The organism is Marinobacter changyiensis (assembly GCF_009193265.1).
Taxonomy (GTDB): Bacteria; Pseudomonadota; Gammaproteobacteria; order Pseudomonadales; family Oleiphilaceae; genus Marinobacter; species Marinobacter changyiensis.
Genome location: NZ_VZZZ01000001.1, coordinates 89,663 through 103,890, shown reverse-complemented (window position 1 = coordinate 103,890; position 14,228 = coordinate 89,663). Strand labels below are relative to the sequence as shown.

At 57.5% G+C, this 14,228-nt stretch carries 16 protein-coding genes and 1 pseudogene; 8 read left to right on the top strand and 9 right to left on the bottom strand.

Translation table 11 applies throughout. From position 1 onward, the window contains the following. Positions 1-90: 90 nt before the first annotated feature. The 4 genes from F6Y09_RS00530 to soxC all read right to left on the bottom strand — a co-directional run bounded on the left by F6Y09_RS00530 (position 91) and on the right by soxC (position 2,843). Complete coding sequence (locus tag F6Y09_RS00530; protein ID WP_152204989.1) at positions 91-474, bottom strand: PAS domain-containing protein; 384 nt, start codon at positions 472-474, stop codon at positions 91-93. Between the two features lie 131 nt (positions 475-605). After that, positions 606-971, bottom strand: a complete 366-nt coding sequence (locus tag F6Y09_RS00525; RefSeq protein ID WP_179959307.1) for an aspartate racemase/maleate isomerase family protein — start codon at positions 969-971, stop codon at positions 606-608. A 17-nt stretch (positions 972-988) separates the two neighbouring features. Then, positions 989-1,576: a c-type cytochrome gene (locus F6Y09_RS00520; protein ID WP_152204988.1), complete on the bottom strand. Its 588-nt coding sequence runs from the start codon at positions 1,574-1,576 to the stop codon at positions 989-991. After that, positions 1,563-2,843, bottom strand: a complete 1,281-nt coding sequence (gene soxC, locus F6Y09_RS00515; protein ID WP_152204987.1) for a sulfite dehydrogenase — start codon at positions 2,841-2,843, stop codon at positions 1,563-1,565. The genes F6Y09_RS00520 and soxC overlap by 14 nt, the downstream gene beginning before the upstream one ends. 274 nt (positions 2,844-3,117) lie before the next feature. Here soxC and F6Y09_RS00510 point away from each other — a divergent pair, with 274 nt between their 5' ends. The 7 genes from F6Y09_RS00510 (at position 3,118) to F6Y09_RS00485 (ending at position 7,558) form a co-directional block, all read left to right on the top strand. Beyond that, a complete protein-coding gene (locus F6Y09_RS00510) occupies positions 3,118-4,032 on the top strand; it encodes an NAD(P)-dependent oxidoreductase (RefSeq protein ID WP_152204986.1) in 915 nt (304 codons plus the stop codon). Continuing rightward, entirely contained in the window at positions 4,032-4,169 is a 138-nt protein-coding gene (locus tag F6Y09_RS20045; RefSeq protein ID WP_179959306.1) for a hypothetical protein, read from the top strand. The genes F6Y09_RS00510 and F6Y09_RS20045 overlap by 1 nt, the downstream gene beginning before the upstream one ends. A 30-nt stretch (positions 4,170-4,199) precedes the next feature. Then, a complete protein-coding gene (gene ybiA / locus F6Y09_RS00505) occupies positions 4,200-4,679 on the top strand; it encodes a riboflavin biosynthesis intermediates N-glycosidase (RefSeq protein WP_152204985.1) in 480 nt (159 codons plus the stop codon). A gap of 141 nt (positions 4,680-4,820) precedes the next feature. Beyond that, positions 4,821-4,973: a hypothetical protein gene (locus F6Y09_RS00500; RefSeq protein WP_246180244.1), complete on the top strand. Its 153-nt coding sequence runs from the start codon at positions 4,821-4,823 to the stop codon at positions 4,971-4,973. 77 nt (positions 4,974-5,050) lie between these two features. After that, complete coding sequence (locus tag F6Y09_RS00495; protein WP_152204984.1) at positions 5,051-5,698, top strand: glutathione S-transferase family protein; 648 nt, start codon at positions 5,051-5,053, stop codon at positions 5,696-5,698. Positions 5,699-5,727: 29 nt separating this feature from the next. Beyond that, positions 5,728-7,011 (top strand): NADP-dependent oxidoreductase, encoded by a 1,284-nt coding sequence (locus F6Y09_RS00490; protein WP_246180243.1) that lies wholly within the window; start codon positions 5,728-5,730, stop codon positions 7,009-7,011. Between the two features lie 91 nt (positions 7,012-7,102). Continuing rightward, the gene (locus F6Y09_RS00485) at positions 7,103-7,558 is read left to right on the top strand and encodes a GatB/YqeY domain-containing protein (RefSeq protein WP_152204983.1); all 456 of its coding nucleotides are present in this window, start codon (positions 7,103-7,105) and stop codon (positions 7,556-7,558) included. Here the strand turns inward: F6Y09_RS00485 and F6Y09_RS20260 are convergent. From F6Y09_RS20260 to F6Y09_RS00460, 5 genes and pseudogenes are all read right to left on the bottom strand, one after another. Then, positions 7,555-7,683, bottom strand: a pseudogene (locus F6Y09_RS20260) (SDR family oxidoreductase); the annotation flags it as partial. The gene F6Y09_RS00485 and the pseudogene F6Y09_RS20260 sit on opposite strands and share 4 nt — an antisense overlap. Next, entirely contained in the window at positions 7,659-7,892 is a 234-nt protein-coding gene (locus tag F6Y09_RS00475; protein ID WP_152204982.1) for an SDR family NAD(P)-dependent oxidoreductase, read from the bottom strand. The pseudogene F6Y09_RS20260 and the gene F6Y09_RS00475, both read right to left, overlap by 25 nt. A gap of 280 nt (positions 7,893-8,172) precedes the next feature. Continuing rightward, complete coding sequence (locus tag F6Y09_RS00470; protein ID WP_152204981.1) at positions 8,173-8,739, bottom strand: outer membrane beta-barrel protein; 567 nt, start codon at positions 8,737-8,739, stop codon at positions 8,173-8,175. Positions 8,740-8,925: 186 nt separating this feature from the next. After that, positions 8,926-9,738: a transporter gene (locus tag F6Y09_RS00465; RefSeq protein ID WP_152204980.1), complete on the bottom strand. Its 813-nt coding sequence runs from the start codon at positions 9,736-9,738 to the stop codon at positions 8,926-8,928. Between the two features lie 34 nt (positions 9,739-9,772). Then, positions 9,773-11,662, bottom strand: a complete 1,890-nt coding sequence (locus F6Y09_RS00460) for an amidohydrolase (RefSeq protein ID WP_218944076.1) — start codon at positions 11,660-11,662, stop codon at positions 9,773-9,775. A gap of 246 nt (positions 11,663-11,908) precedes the next feature. Here F6Y09_RS00460 and F6Y09_RS00455 point away from each other — a divergent pair, with 246 nt between their 5' ends. Continuing rightward, on the top strand, positions 11,909-14,137 hold the full coding sequence (locus F6Y09_RS00455) for a tetratricopeptide repeat protein (protein WP_152204979.1): 2,229 nt from the start codon (positions 11,909-11,911) through the stop codon (positions 14,135-14,137). Positions 14,138-14,228: the final 91 nt, after the last annotated feature.

Here is a 14,228-nt window from a genome sequence, read left to right as displayed (position 1 = left end):
AAAACCTTCGGCCAATTCAGATCCTCCTGTCTGCAGCTGGGGGCAGGTCTTGCGTTTTGCCCCGCCCCTGCTCAGGCGCACATCACTGTCCTAATCAACCGCTCTCTGTACCGCCACATAATGCGTGGCGTTAGTGCCAGCCATTACCGGGGAGACCTTCCATTCAATGGTAAAGGGCGCGCCGTCCTTGCGGTAGTTGACAGTGCTGCCGTGAAAGGTCCGATTGTTCTTCAGATCTTCAGACAAACGCTCGGTCACCGCTTTATCGGTTTCCGGCCCCTGGAGAAGCCCGGGTGTCTTCCCCAGCACCTCATCGGCCGGATAGCCGGTCAGATCGGTAAACGCCTGATTCACATATATAATCACGGAGTTCTTATGATCAGCGGTGGCTTCGGTCACCATCACCGAATCGAACGTCAGGTCTGCGACGGACTGAAAAAGCGGGGATTGAAGCAGTTCTTTGGAATTAGTCATACATCTCCATTTGAATAGAAAAGTGATTTTTAAGAAAGAATTACCGGGGGATGTACGAACGGCGGCCGGCACTGTATCAGTTCTTGGCCAGCGCAAACGGAGTAGCCATCGGCGCAGAGGCAGGCGATAGCTCAGGGAACCTCGGCGAATAATTTACCCAGTCCGGGCTGAGGCGTCAGTTTGCCGCACAACCGCAGAGCCTCCCAGAAACTGACCTGGTTGGCCGTCAGAACCGGTTTCCCGGTGGCTTGCTCCAGGTCACTCAGCCAGGCCGCAGAGTGCAGCGCCGTGTCGGGGATAAGGAGCGCGTCTGCATCCGTGTGGCTGCCTGTCACCGCCAGGTCAATCACGTCTTCTTTAACCAGGGTGCCCACTTCGGCTATTCTCATAAGGCCCCGGCTCGACAGATGCATCACCTCGACGGTGTGGGCGTCTTCGAGAAACCCGGTGTGGATGAGATGGACCTCGGCCGGCGGGTCCACCATTTTGCCCATCATAGGGAAATCATCCTCACCTACGGAGTAGTCTCGTCACTCCCACAGTCAGTCATACACGCGTTGGCAAGAACATCCGGGCGTGGGTCCGGGCTAACAAAGCCGTCCCGGTTGGGCATCCTGATATCGGGCAGCGAGTCGGCGTCGAGGGTGGTGTCTTCGTCCACAATGCCGTTGAGAAAGAGTACATAGGCGGTGACCGCATAGGTGTCATCCGGCGAGAGCGATTGTGGAGAATTGAACGGCATGGCACGGTGGATGTAATCGTAAAGTGTGGTGGCATAAGGCCAGTAGCTTCCCACGGTCTTGACCGGGGAATCACTTGTCAGTGTGTCCTTGCCACCTACCAGCTTATCCATCGGGCCACTGTTACCGTCGGCACCGTGGCAGCTCTGGCACTGGGTCTGGTACACCTCTTTGCCCTCAGCCACGGTGCCGGAGCCCCCGGGTAGGCCGTCGCCGCTGGGCGGCACATCAATATTCCAGCCCGCGATTTCCTTTGTGGTGGCTTCCCGGCCCAGGCCGTAATCCTCATCCTGAGCCATAATGGTGCCCGCCCCAACCAGAGACGCGAGCACCGTGAATGCGATGGTTTTATACGTGAACATTGCTGATCCCTCCGTCAGAGCTGACTTCCCATGTCTGTATGGCATTCAGGTGATAAACGGATTTCAGCCCGCGCGCTTTAATCAGTGCCTGACGGGTGGGCTGGACGTATCCGGTTTCATCGATGGCACGGCTCTGTAGTAGCGCGCTGCCACCTTCCCATCGCCAGGGGAGCCGGAATGCGGTCAGTGCCTTGGATTCCACCGGTCCTTCGAGCTCCGCCTGTGTCCAGTTGCGGCCCCCGTCGGTGGAGACATCGACCCAGGTAATCTTGCCTCGGCCAGACCAGGCAAGCCCGCGGATCTCGTAAAAGCCCTTTTCCGGCAGGGTGTGGCCCCCGGAGGGAAAGGTGATGACCGACTTGGCCTCCATCACGAAGGTAAACTGGCGGGCGCTTCCATCGCGCATCAGATCGGTGTATTTGGACGTTTCTTCCCGGGTCATATAAGGCGCGTCACTGACTTCAAGCCGGCGCAGCCACTTGATCTGGGTGTTGCCCTCAAAACCGGGCAGGATCAGCCGCAGGGGATAGCCCTGCTCGGGGCGCAAGGCCTCTCCATTCTGGGCGTAGACCACCAGCGCATCGTCCAGAGCCTTTTCCATGGGAATGCTGCGGGTCATCGCGGCGGCATCGGCACCCTCTGCCAGAATCCACTTGGCCTTATCCCCGACACCCGCTGCCCGCAGGAGCGTCGACAGGCGCACGCCCGTCCATTCACAGCAACTGAGCAGGCCGTGGGTATCCTGAACGGTCTTGCCGGTGGGCTGCTTCCATTCCGTCAGGGTGTTGCCCGAACACTCCAGAAACCGCTTTATCGAGACCTGGGGAAAGCGTTTGATCTCGGCCATGCTGAAGATCATCGGCTTCTCGACCATGCCGTGCAGCATCAGCTGGTGCTGCTCAGGATCAATATCCGGAACCCCGCCGTGATGGCGCTCGAAGACCAGGCCATTGGGGGTAATGGCGCCGTTCAGATCCTGTAAAGGGGTAAAACTCCAGGACGAGGTTGTGGTGGGGGTCAGGTCCGTCGGGGTGCGGACGACGCCGTCTTCAAACCTGGAGGGTTGGCCATAGGCCGGTGAAAGAATGGGCGCGCCCTGAGACCGGGTCCATTCCGGCACATTGGGTGCCAGGTTTCCGCCGCCATTGCTGGCCGCCAGCGCCTGGCTGACGGGTAAAGGCAAACTGGCTGCCGCTACCACACCCAGGGAGCGTTTGAGAAACTGCCTTCGTTCTATCTGTCCATCAGTGCGGTTATCGGTAGCCATAGCCCAATCCCTCGTTTTTTATTACTGCGGCCGTCCCACTGCACCAGATGCTCAGGGCCCGTTATCAATTTCCAGAACAACGCTGGCTGAGATGCTCTGTGCATTTTTTGATCAGTTGTTTGTTAGTTTGTTAGCAGTGATTCCGATGCCTGTCAAATGACACCCAAACGGGGGCACCCATTAGCCAGCCTCAGTCAATAGGCTTCGGCGTGTTCGGCCGGGTTTTGACGAATCCGGCTAAGCTATACCTACCGGAACCACAAAGGAGAGTTGTATGAACGTGTCGTTTATCGGTCTTGGCATCATGGGCAGCCGCATGGCCAACAATCTGCTCAAGCACGATGGCATCATACTCACGGTCTTCAATCGGTCTCCCGAGGCTGCGGCCCACCTCGAAAAAGTCGGTGCGAAGGCGGCAGATTCTGCCCGGGATGCGGTGGCTGAGGCGGATGTGGTGTTCACCATGCTCAGTGCGCCGGAAGTGGTCGAAAAGGTTGCCTTTGGTGATGGCGGTTTTGTCGATGCCATGAGTAAGGGCGCGCTCTGGGTTAATTGCTCCACGGTGAATCCTTCCTATACCCGTGAGTGCGATGAACGCTCCCGCGGCCGGGGATTACGCTTTCTGGATGCGCCTGTGGCGGGGACAAAAATGCCGGCGGAGATGGGTGAGTTGACGTTCCTGCTGGGCGGGGAGTCCTCCGATATTGATCAGGTTCGGCCGTTGCTCGACCACATGGGCCAGAAAATTCTCCACGTGGGCCCCGCGGGTCAGGGCAGTGCCTTCAAGATGCTGGTGAATGCGTTGCTGGCCCAGAGCATGCTGGTGTATTGCGAAACGGCCCTGTTGGGGGAGAAACTCGGGTTCAGCCGGGATTTCCTGATGGATACCTTGCCGAACCTGCCGGTGACAGCGCCTTTCCTGAAGGGTAAGGCCGCGCTGATCAAGGAGGGTGATTACGAGACCCAGTTCCCGCTGGAGCTGATGCTCAAGGATCTGCATCTGCTGGATGTGACCGCCTACGAACAGAAACAGCCACTGTTCCTGGCCGGTCTGGCCAAATCCGTCTATGGGCAAGCCAACCGCGCCGGGCATGGTCGCGATGATTTTTCGTCAGTGTTCGAATACCTGGCAAAGCCTGGCCAGGCTCTTGGGGAAGGCAGAGCGGCGGTCCCTGATCGCTCTGCCTGATGGCCAGGGTATCCGGTGTCCGCAAATTGCTGCGTCTGCTCGGGCTTGGGGTTTTGCAGGAACCCCAGTCGGAAAGCAGCGACGGCTTTATTGGCGTGACCATTGGCTCCGACTCAGTGATACTGGGTGATATCTGAATACCACCGCTTTTCCGAAGGGTCGTCATCATGTCTCTTTTTCCGGCCGACAACGGCGAGAATGATCTGTTTATGTCACGAACTGATCCAGAAAACCCTTTGGGAACCCATGCCCCCTTCAGCTTTGAACTGGAGGGCAAGGTCTGGCCCACCCTGGAACACTACTTTCAGGGTATGAAATTTACCGACGAAAACCGGCAGGAAAAGGTGCGATCAGCGGATACGTGCGCCAAGGCGGGAAAGCTTGGACGCAAGCGTCACAAAAGCCTGCGGCGGGACTGGAAGCAGGTGCGGGAAACCGTCATGACGCGAGGGGTGTATGTGCGCTGCCGCACTCACCCGGAGCTGGCGGAGGCACTGCTCAAAACCGGCGAGCAGAAGATTGTGGAAAACAGCAATTTTGATTACTTCTGGGGCTGCGGCCGTGATCGTCGGGGCGAGAACCACTACGGGAAAGTGCTGATGAATGTGCGAGCCAAGTTGCGGCAAGAGCAGGAGGAACACGCGTGAATATCCGCAGGCGGGAGCCACCCGGGTATGGAAGGCCCTCTATCTGATTTATAGGGAGCCGGGTGTTTCGTATTCACGTTGAACGCATGCTTGCCAGGAACATCGATACCGTTCCCTGTCCTGCACACAAGGGGGGAGATCGTGTTGCAACCCGAGGGTGAGCGCACCAGGGTCACCTGGATATCGGAAGGCCATGTGCAGGTTCCATTGCTTGGCCGCGTGTTGGACAGGTTCGCCGAGCGCAGTTTTTCAAGGGCGTTCAATGCCCTGCTCAAGGCCGTTGAGGGCCTGTAGATAGGAACGGTTTTCCGGGATCAACCAATTCCCGACTGGACTCTACAGGATGATTTTCTTTGACAAGGAGCGCTGTCATGGCCATCACCGAATCGCGAGAGTGTGATCTGGTCTTTTATACCAACCCCATGTCCCGCGGGCGGATCGTTCGCTGGATGTTGGCGGAACTGGGAACGGATTACCGGCAGGTCCTGGTCGACTATGGCGCGCAAATGAAAGCCAGCGATTATCTGGCCATAAACCCCATGGGTAAGGTGCCGGCGCTTGTTCACAGGGGCCGGGTCGTGACGGAATGCGCTGCTATTTGCGCCTATCTGGCGGATGCTTTTCCCGATGCAGGCCTGGCACCGGAACCGACGGACCGCGCAGCCTATTATCGCTGGCTTTTCTTTGCGGCCGGCCCCCTGGAGGCGGCCGTTATGGATCGGGTGCTGAACGTCGCCGTTAGCAAAGACCAGGAACGGATGGTTGGTTACGGTACCTATGAGAAAACCATTGATACCCTGACGACTGCGGTGTCAGCAACAGACTATGTGGCCGGTGGCCGGTTCACAGCTGCTGATGTCTATATAGGCTCGCATCTGATGTGGGGCATGGAGTTTGGTTCGATTCCCACGCGGCCAGAGTTTGAGACTTATGTGGCCAGGTTGCTCAATCGACCGGCTCTTATCGCAGCGAAGGCCGTTGATGACAATCTGGCCGGGGACTCAACAAATACTGAGTAGTCACTGTACGCAATTCCTGAACACATCACTTGAAAAGTGACTGTGATCACCGGGCGATCCCGCTTCGGTTCGTGCCCGGCGAACACCGGATCGGTATCCAGCGGGTCGATGCCCTCAAATCCGTGGTCGCGGAGGATGCGTTTTTTCTGCGAAATAATGGCCTGGTGTTCGTCAGCAGCGAAGAAGACTTGTGGCCGGTACACTGTCGCCCTTTTAACAAGGGGCTTTCATCCCCATATCCGGGTGTACTGATCAATCATGCAATCATGCAATCATGCAATGATGCAATCACCAATCAACAAAAGAGAGATTCATCGATGAGTACCTACAAAGCGATTAACCTTGTGAAGCGGCCTGCGGGCACCATCGGTCCGGAGCTGTTCGAGGTGGTGGAGAAACCCGTTCCGGAACCTGCCGAGGGCGAATTTCTGGTCAAGCAGACCTACATGTCCCTCGACCCGGCCATGATGGGCTGGATGGGCGAAGACACGAATAGCTATATTCCGCGAGTGGAGCTGGGCGATGTCATGCGTTCGTCAGGCCTTGGCGAGGTCGTCGCCTCCCGTCACCCGGATTTCGCCGTGGGCGATCAGGTCATGGGGATGTTTGGCTGGCAGGAAATGGCCCTGACCGATGGTACGGGTGTGAACAAGGTGGATAAAAGCGTACCGCCGGAAATGGCACTGTCGGTCTTTGCCCTGCCAGGACTGACCGCCACCCAGGGGCTGTATGGTTACGGGGATCCCAAAGCGGGCGAAACCCTGGTGGTATCCGGTGCAGCCGGCTCTGTCGGCTCGATCGTGGGGCAACTGGCCAAGGCCGATGGCCTGCGGGTTATCGGTGTGGTCGGCAGCGACGAGAAGGCCGACTGGATCGTCAATGAGCTGGGCTTCGACGGCGCGGTGAATTACAAGACCGATGACCTGGGTGCGAAACTGGATGAACTGGCACCGGAAGGTATCGACGTCTACTTCGAGAACACCGGTGGTCCGATCCAGGACTATGTGTTCGAGCGGATGAATGCGCATGGCCGGATTGTGGTGTGCGGCATGATTGCTGATTACACCTCAGCCAACCCGCGTCCCGGCCCCAACTGGATGCGCATCATCAAGAAGCGTCTGTCGATCCAGGGCTTCACCATGCCTGATCACAGGCACAAGACGAAAGAGCTGCACGCCAAACTCACGCCCTACGTTCAGAACGGACAGATCAAATACCGGGCACATGTTCTGGAAGGGCTGGAGTCGGCCATGAACGGTCTGAACCTGTTCCTGACCGGTGAGAACAAGGGTAAGTTGATGGTGAAGCTTTGAATAAATCTCTCCCGGGTTAGTGACTTGTTATACCTATCCCCTGGCTTAATACGAGGTCAGTCCTCTTAACCTGTAGAACAGGAGTTAGACAATGGCGGAACCGTCACTCAAGGAACAACTGAGCAACGCGGTGAAAACCGCGATGCGGAACAGGGATAAGACCCGCCTTGTCACCCTGCGTATGGCTCAGGCCGCGGTCAAACAGATCGAGATTGATGAGCGCCGCGACCTGAATGACGAAGACGTTCTGCAGGTGCTGGACAAAATGCTCAAGCAACGTCGCGATGCCGCCAGTCAGTACGATGATGCCGGTCGCGAGGAGCTGGGCGACAAGGAACGGGCAGAAATGGTGATTATCGAGGAATTCATGCCCGCCGCCCTGACCGAGGATGACCTGGACGCCCTGATCCGTATGGCCATCAGCGCAACCGACGCCCAGGGCATGCAGGACATGGGTCGTGTCATGAACAATCTGCGCCCGCAGGTGCTTGGCCAGGTCGACATGGGCCATCTGAGCAAGAAGGTGCGGGCCGCGCTGGCGGGCTAATCCTCGTATATCATCTTGCGGGTCATGCCGCCGTCGAGCACGAAGTTCTGGCCGGTCACAAAGTGGGCCTCAGGCGAGACCAGGTAGGCCACCATGGCCGCTACGTCGCCGGGTGTGCCGACGCGGAGACCACTTCGGATTCGCGGGCCACATCCGTTTCGATCAGAAGCAGGTTGTCCGGATTGCGAAGGTCCTGTCGGCATGCCTTGATGGCTTCGGCATTTTGGTCGAGGACGACCACTCGCCAGTCCTTGTCCAGGAAGAAGGCGGCAGTGCCCTTGCCGATGCCCTGGGCGCCGCCGGTTATGAGTATGACCGGGAGTTGCTGTGCCATGTGTCCTACCTTCTCGTGATCAGAAAATGGAAATGGGGTAGGGCCTATTTTTTTTGCGGTCCGGGACTACCAGCCGAGTCCTATACTCCCCAGAAGGGCGTCTCCCCAATGTTGAGCCAGGGGCCCCAAAGTCATCAGCGGCATTCAGGCTTGTTTGCCAACAGTAATATTAAGGCTGACAAAAGCGGTTAAGATCCACTAGATGGTTGTGGAGCATATTTTAAGTGAAATTGCCGGGACAACCAGCGCCTGCGGCGTCGCCCGGTGAGGTGAGGTGAGATTAGAAGGTGACGGCGGCGCCTACGGAGAAGTAGTCGATGTCGATGTTGTCCAGGTCGTAGCGCTCATATTCGGCCCGAACCTGGAAGGACATCAGGGTAAACCGTGCCCCGATGCCATACAGCGGATCGGTCCCGTCGTCGCCACCGAAGTTGTCAACGTCGCTATCCCAGTTGATAAACCCGACTTTGCCGAACACACCAACAGGGCCCAGCTTGACGCCTGCGAGCCCGGCAGCGGTCCAGCCGTCAACGTCAAGCTCTGAGTTGTTGGAGGTGCCGACACTGCCGTTAAAACTGCCGAAATCAACGTAAGCACCCTCAACGGCAAGATCCACCAGCGGAATCAGGCCGAAGTTGTAACCGGCAAAAATCTTGAAGGCGGTGTCGTCATCATCAAAGTCAATATCAACGTCAACATTGTCGGGGTCCGGGAGTTCGTCGTCGAAGTCGAGTTGAGCCTGACCGACTGAGGCGCCGAGGTACAGGCCGCTGTCGCTGCCTGCGAGGGTGGTGCCGGATACTATCAGAAGGGGAACTGCAAACATAAGGGGAATGACAGTTTTCATGGTCTTAGCCTCCTATGCCAAGAGAGCATCGATTGAAAATTAGACAATTCTCTGGCCTTTGTCGAATTAATAAGTCGGAAAATTCTTAATTCTCCTTAACGCTCCCATTGTTTGGGGCCCGTGTGCAGCTTATCGCTACATTTCAATGGATTGCCAGGCTCTTGAAACCATTAACCGCCAGGACTTTTACTTGGGGTACAGCAGTGTGATGACGGCTCTGAACCCCCAGTCTTCCGGAGCACCGGCAGGGGATTCGGCCCAATATCGAACACCTCCACCAACACTCAGCAGCTGCGTACCGACCTTGGTGACTTTCGACACGGTCGCATTCACGGGGATGCTCCACTGTTTGCCTTTCCAGTCATAAGTGCTTTCTGTGTTCAGCGAATAGGTGACGGCGTCGGGGGTGGTAAAGGAAACAAAGGGCTGGACGAAGCTGGCACTGATATCGGCCCTGTCGTCATCTCCGGCAAAGGATGAAATATGGTTGACCAGGCCGCCGTAGGTCCAGCCACCGTCCTGTTTCAGTGCGACGGCCGTTGGCCCTACGCCCCATTTGTCAGCCGTAAGAGCATCGTCGGTGCCCGTTGGCAACAACGCAACCGGCCCCGCACCCCAGATCCATCCTGATTGCGTTGGCGCCTTTGGCGAGAAGAAGACGCTTTGAACAACGTCACCCAGACCTGACTGACTGTCGCCCGGTACGATATCGTCTTGTGAAATCAGCGGCACAATAGTCCTGGAAATGAGGTTCCACTCGGGGTTCAGTTCAACAGGGATTACCGGCTGCACATTCAGGGTCCAGCGTTCGCCGTCATCTTTTGGGCCGATATGGTCGTCATAATTCAACTGCAGGGGCACACTGACCAGCGCGGCTATCGGGTTGGCCAGCTGTTTGGCAAGATCCGCGCTGCCTTCCTGTGCCATTGTGTTGAACGCAGATGCGCTGAGAAAGAGCAACGACAGACTCTTGAGTGTTCTGAAAAGGACATTCGGCATGTTCATCTCCTGGCCCTATTCGGGTCGTCTGGATTCAGAGTTCCGGTGCAGGACTATTGATTGCACGGTATAAAAGGTTCAGCGCGTCATTGAAGCAGCCGTCTCCGCCCAGCGCTGCTGTAAGCGCACCCGGCGAATGGTCGTGATACCCAGAGCCCCGGACCAGTCCGAACAGAGCAGGTGTGGAGATTGCGGTCATGCCGGATGGCCTTTCGTACACCAGGTGGTCAGCTTTGATGGTTTTCAGGACCTTGATGTCGGCTAGATCCTGTTCCGGCGTTTCCAGCGGGTTTTCTGACAATACGACGAAGTCTGCAACCTTGCCGACCTCGATGCTGCCTTTTTGCTGCTCTTCAAAATGCTGCCAGGCTGACCACAGGGTCATGGCCTTGAGGGCTGTCAGCACGGGCACCTTGTGCTCCGGCCCCAGGACGCGCCCACTGCGGGTTGTGCGGGTCACGGTGGCGGACAGCACTCGCATTGAATCGGGCAGTGCCACCGGGGCGTCGTGATGGGTCCCGAACATCATGCCTTCTTCCAGCACCCAACCCGTGGGCGAGATGTTTTCGGCACGCTCTGGACCGAGTACGGATTCGCGGTGCCAGTCGCCCCAATAGAAGGTATGCATCGGGAACAGGGATGGAAAAACGGAGAGCGCCTTCAGCTTCTTGACCTGGTCTCTTCGAAGCACTTGCCCATGAATCAGTACCGGGCGGTTCTTCACCGAGGGGTATTTCTCCCGGGCTTTGCTGAGGGCACTGATCAGGCTGTCGGTTGCTGCATCCCCATTGGCATGGGTGAGAATCTGCCAGCGGTTGGCAAAGGCCTTGTCTACCGCCGTGTCCACCGTCGCCTGGTCCACCGCCGCATAGCCTCGATAACCCTGTTCCCTGCCTTCAGGAGGCACGTGGTAAGGCTCTGATAACCAAGCTGTTTTGCCCTGCGGCGAGCCATCGATGGTCAATTTTGCGCCCCCCACACGGTACCTGTTTTGATAGTCCAACGTTGGCTGAATGGTTTCCACCTCCAGAATATCGGGATAGGCGACCAGATCGATCGGCAGGTTTCCTTTGCTCGCAACCCGGCTCATGGCGGCCAGCCCTGCACCGGTGGCTCTGCCCTCCTGGCCAGTGGTGTAGCCAAAGGCGGCAAGCTGTTTTGTGCCTGCCTCCACCAGCGCATCGTTGATTTCATCGTTGAAGCGGGCGGCCAGTTTGCTGAGCAGATAGAAAAACGCGTATTCCTCGCTGACGCCGCTTGGCTCATTGGAGCCCTCCCGGCGACGGAATACCCCCCCTTTGGGATCCGGGGTTTTGGCGGTCACTCCCGCCAGTTCGAGTGCTTTACTGTTGACCGCGCCGAGATGGCCGGACTGGTGAATGATCAATACCGGCAGTTCGGTGGAAACTTTATCCAGGTCGTCGCGGTTGGGATGTCTTTGTTCAGCCAGCTGGGAGTCGTCATACCCGAATCCGACAACCCATCCGACCTTTTCGATGGCGTCCTGATTGTTTACCGCCCAGTCGGACAGCAGGTTGACAAGGGCGGGGATGTCTTTTCCGGCCCCATCCGGCGGTGGCAGCAGGTTTGCGGTGGTTGCCTGAACGCCCTGCAGGTAAGCGTGGCCATGGGAATCCACAAACCCGGGAAGCAGGGTTTTTCCCTGGAGGTCATGGACTTTGGTTTGAGGCCCTTTCAGACGCTGAATCTGGCCTTGAGTGCCTACAGCAATGATGATGCCGTCTTTAACGGCGACCGCCTCGGCGCTCGGCTGCGCGTCATTGATGGTGATAACTGGCCCGCCCTGATAAATCGTGTCGGCGCTGGCGTCAGGCTCGGCAGTTGCTTCGGTTGCTGCCTGGGATCGGCCTGTCAGGCTTAATAACAAGAAAAGGATAAGCGCTAGTCGATGTTGAACGGTCACGGAAGCCTCCTTGTATGCAGGGGCGGATCACTATCCGGCAGCCCTCGTGACGAACAACGCTTACTCCAGCGGCAATGGGGCGGGTTTGTGATTCAAAATCTAGAACAGTTTGGGCGCGGCCGCAAGCGCCTGCACCGGATAAAACTGATCATGATCATGACAATGGCACTATTAACTCTTGTCATTCTCAGTGCATTCGAATTTTTATCTGCCATTATTATCAAGATAGTTCGTCAGGGAAGGCCTATGACCAGAACAGTGCTTTTGCTGCTGTTGCTATGTGCCAGTTTTCCGGCCCAAAACGCCGTAAACGTTCTCGATGCCAGCGGTGCCGCCGGTTATGTGGGCGCGGCGGTCTGCGCCGGGTGCCATCAGTCTGAGTATGCGCTTTGGCAGGACTCCCACCACGAGAAAGCGATGCAGCCAGCCAGCCCGGAGACGGTTCTCGGCCGATTTGATGACGTTTCGTTTGAGTATTTTGGGGTAGAGTCCAGGTTCTTTCGCCGGGGCGATCGGTTCATGGTCAGGACAGACGGGCCTGATGGCGAACTGACGGACTATCCCATCGCCTACACCTTTGGCGTTTACCCGTTGCAGCAGTATCTGATTGAAATGCCCGGCGGCCGTTTGCAGGCTTTGAGCATTGTCTGGGATACCCGGTCATCGGAGATGGGTGGACAGCGCTGGTATCACCTGTATCCGGACGACCCCATCCGGGCTGGCGATGAGCTTCACTGGACGGGACTGAACCAGAACTGGAACTTTATGTGTGCGGATTGCCACTCCACACACCTGCAAAAAAACTACGATCTGAAGCTCGATCGCTATAACACCACCTGGAGTGAGGTGAATGTCGCCTGCGAGGCCTGTCATGGCCCCGGGCAGGTACATGTCTCGGCCATGGAAGATGGCAACAGGAGCCTGCCGTTTTCGGGCTTTGAGCTGGCGCTTTCCCGGGCGAAGACCAAAGACTGGTTCCCTGATCCTCAGACTGGTAGCCCAACCCCCGGACGTTCCGGCGCGGCATCGCAGCCGGAACTTGAAACCTGCGCCCAGTGTCATTCACGCCGGGTGACCCAGTTCCATGGTGCACGTCCGGCAGACGGCCTTTTCCAGCATTTTATGCCGGCACTTCTGGACGAAGGCCTGTACCACGCAGACGGTCAGATTGACGGTGAGGTTTTCGTTTATGGGTCATTTGTTCAGAGCGCCATGTTCCATGCGGGCGTGACCTGTTCCGATTGCCACAATCCACACAGTTTGTCGTTGAAAGCGCCGGGTAATGCCGTGTGTGGCCAGTGTCATCTGCCGACGACATTTGCTGTCGAAAAACACCACGGTCATCCCGAAGGCAGTGCCGGCGCGCAATGCGTCAACTGCCACATGCCAGACAAAGTGTATATGGGGGTGGATGCCCGCAGGGATCACAGTTTCCGGGTGCCCCGGCCCGATCTGTCCCTGCAGCTGGGGGTGCCCAATGCCTGTAATCAATGCCACACGGATAAAACAGCGGAATGGGCCGCAAATGTCTTGGAGACGCGCCATGGCGCGCCCGATGAGGATCACTTTGCCCTGGCTCTGCAGGCAGGGCGATACGGCAGTCCCCAGGCTGAGGCTTTGCTGGCGCAACTGATCCTGGATACCACGCAGCCCGCCATAGCGCGGGCTACCGCAGTGACTCTGTTGCCAGGGTATCTGTCCCGGCAGTCAGCGGTTGTGCTGCATCAGGCCAGCCGGTCCGACGATCCGCTGGTGGCCTTGGGCGCCGCACGAGCACTTGGCTCATTGCCGGAAGAGTACCGACCGATGTTTGGTGTGCCCGGTTTGTATGATCAACACCGGGTAATCAGCAGCCTGACCGCCAGTCAGCTCTCGGAACCGGCCCTGCCTGAGCGTCCGACAGAAGTGCGAGAGCGATACCGACGTGCCTTGTCGGACTATGTCCAGTCCCAGCTGAATAACTCAGACAGGCCTGAGTCGCTGCTGAATCTGGGTGAGTATCTGTGGCGCAAGGGTGAGGTCGACAAGGCCGAATCTTACTACCGAAAAGCCATTGAACGGGCGCCCTATTACACACCAGCTTACGTTAATCTGGCGGAGTTTCTGCGCGCTGACGGCAGAGACGGTGAGGGCAGGCAGGTTCTGGAAAATGGCCTCACTGCCGTTCGCGATCCGGCGCCGATTGAGCACTCTCTGGGACTGCTGCTGGTGCGCGAGGGCAAGCTTGCCGAAGCGCTGAACCATCTCGGTAGCGCGGCTGAGGGCGGCAGCGCGACCGATCGCTACATCTACGTCTATGCGGTTGCCCTGGAGTCCAGCGGACAGACCCGCGAGGCCATCGCGGTGCTGGAGCAGGGGATCGAAAAATTTCCCAACAACCGTGACATGTTATCGGCGCTGGTGAGTTTTCATCGGTCCCTGGGTGAAACGGATAAAGCCAGGAATTATGAGCAACGACTACAGCAAACCCTGTGAGCCATTACCGTCAGACCAGCGTAACTGATTAAATCATGTAAATAATCGGCTGAGGTCTATGAGCCTTGGCAATACGCAAAAAGGCTGACCA

What these genes read in the sequence shown, in the direction of transcription:
- F6Y09_RS00530 (WP_152204989.1), bottom strand. Translation starts at nt 474, where the DNA reads ATGACTAATTCCAAAGAACTGCTTCAATCCCCGCTTTTTCAGTCCGTC.
- F6Y09_RS00525 (WP_179959307.1), bottom strand. Translation starts at nt 971, where the DNA reads ATGATGGGCAAAATGGTGGACCCGCCGGCCGAGGTCCATCTCATCCAC.
- F6Y09_RS00520 (WP_152204988.1), bottom strand. Translation starts at nt 1,576, where the DNA reads ATGTTCACGTATAAAACCATCGCATTCACGGTGCTCGCGTCTCTGGTT.
- soxC (WP_152204987.1), bottom strand. Translation starts at nt 2,843, where the DNA reads ATGGCTACCGATAACCGCACTGATGGACAGATAGAACGAAGGCAGTTT.
- F6Y09_RS00510 (WP_152204986.1), top strand. Translation starts at nt 3,118, where the DNA reads ATGAACGTGTCGTTTATCGGTCTTGGCATCATGGGCAGCCGCATGGCC.
- F6Y09_RS20045 (WP_179959306.1), top strand. Translation starts at nt 4,032, where the DNA reads ATGGCCAGGGTATCCGGTGTCCGCAAATTGCTGCGTCTGCTCGGGCTT.
- ybiA (WP_152204985.1), top strand. Translation starts at nt 4,200, where the DNA reads ATGTCTCTTTTTCCGGCCGACAACGGCGAGAATGATCTGTTTATGTCA.
- F6Y09_RS00495 (WP_152204984.1), top strand. Translation starts at nt 5,051, where the DNA reads ATGGCCATCACCGAATCGCGAGAGTGTGATCTGGTCTTTTATACCAAC.
- F6Y09_RS00485 (WP_152204983.1), top strand. Translation starts at nt 7,103, where the DNA reads ATGGCGGAACCGTCACTCAAGGAACAACTGAGCAACGCGGTGAAAACC.
- F6Y09_RS00475 (WP_152204982.1), bottom strand. Translation starts at nt 7,892, where the DNA reads ATGGCACAGCAACTCCCGGTCATACTCATAACCGGCGGCGCCCAGGGC.
- F6Y09_RS00470 (WP_152204981.1), bottom strand. Translation starts at nt 8,739, where the DNA reads ATGAAAACTGTCATTCCCCTTATGTTTGCAGTTCCCCTTCTGATAGTA.
- F6Y09_RS00465 (WP_152204980.1), bottom strand. Translation starts at nt 9,738, where the DNA reads ATGCCGAATGTCCTTTTCAGAACACTCAAGAGTCTGTCGTTGCTCTTT.
- F6Y09_RS00455 (WP_152204979.1), top strand. Translation starts at nt 11,909, where the DNA reads ATGACCAGAACAGTGCTTTTGCTGCTGTTGCTATGTGCCAGTTTTCCG.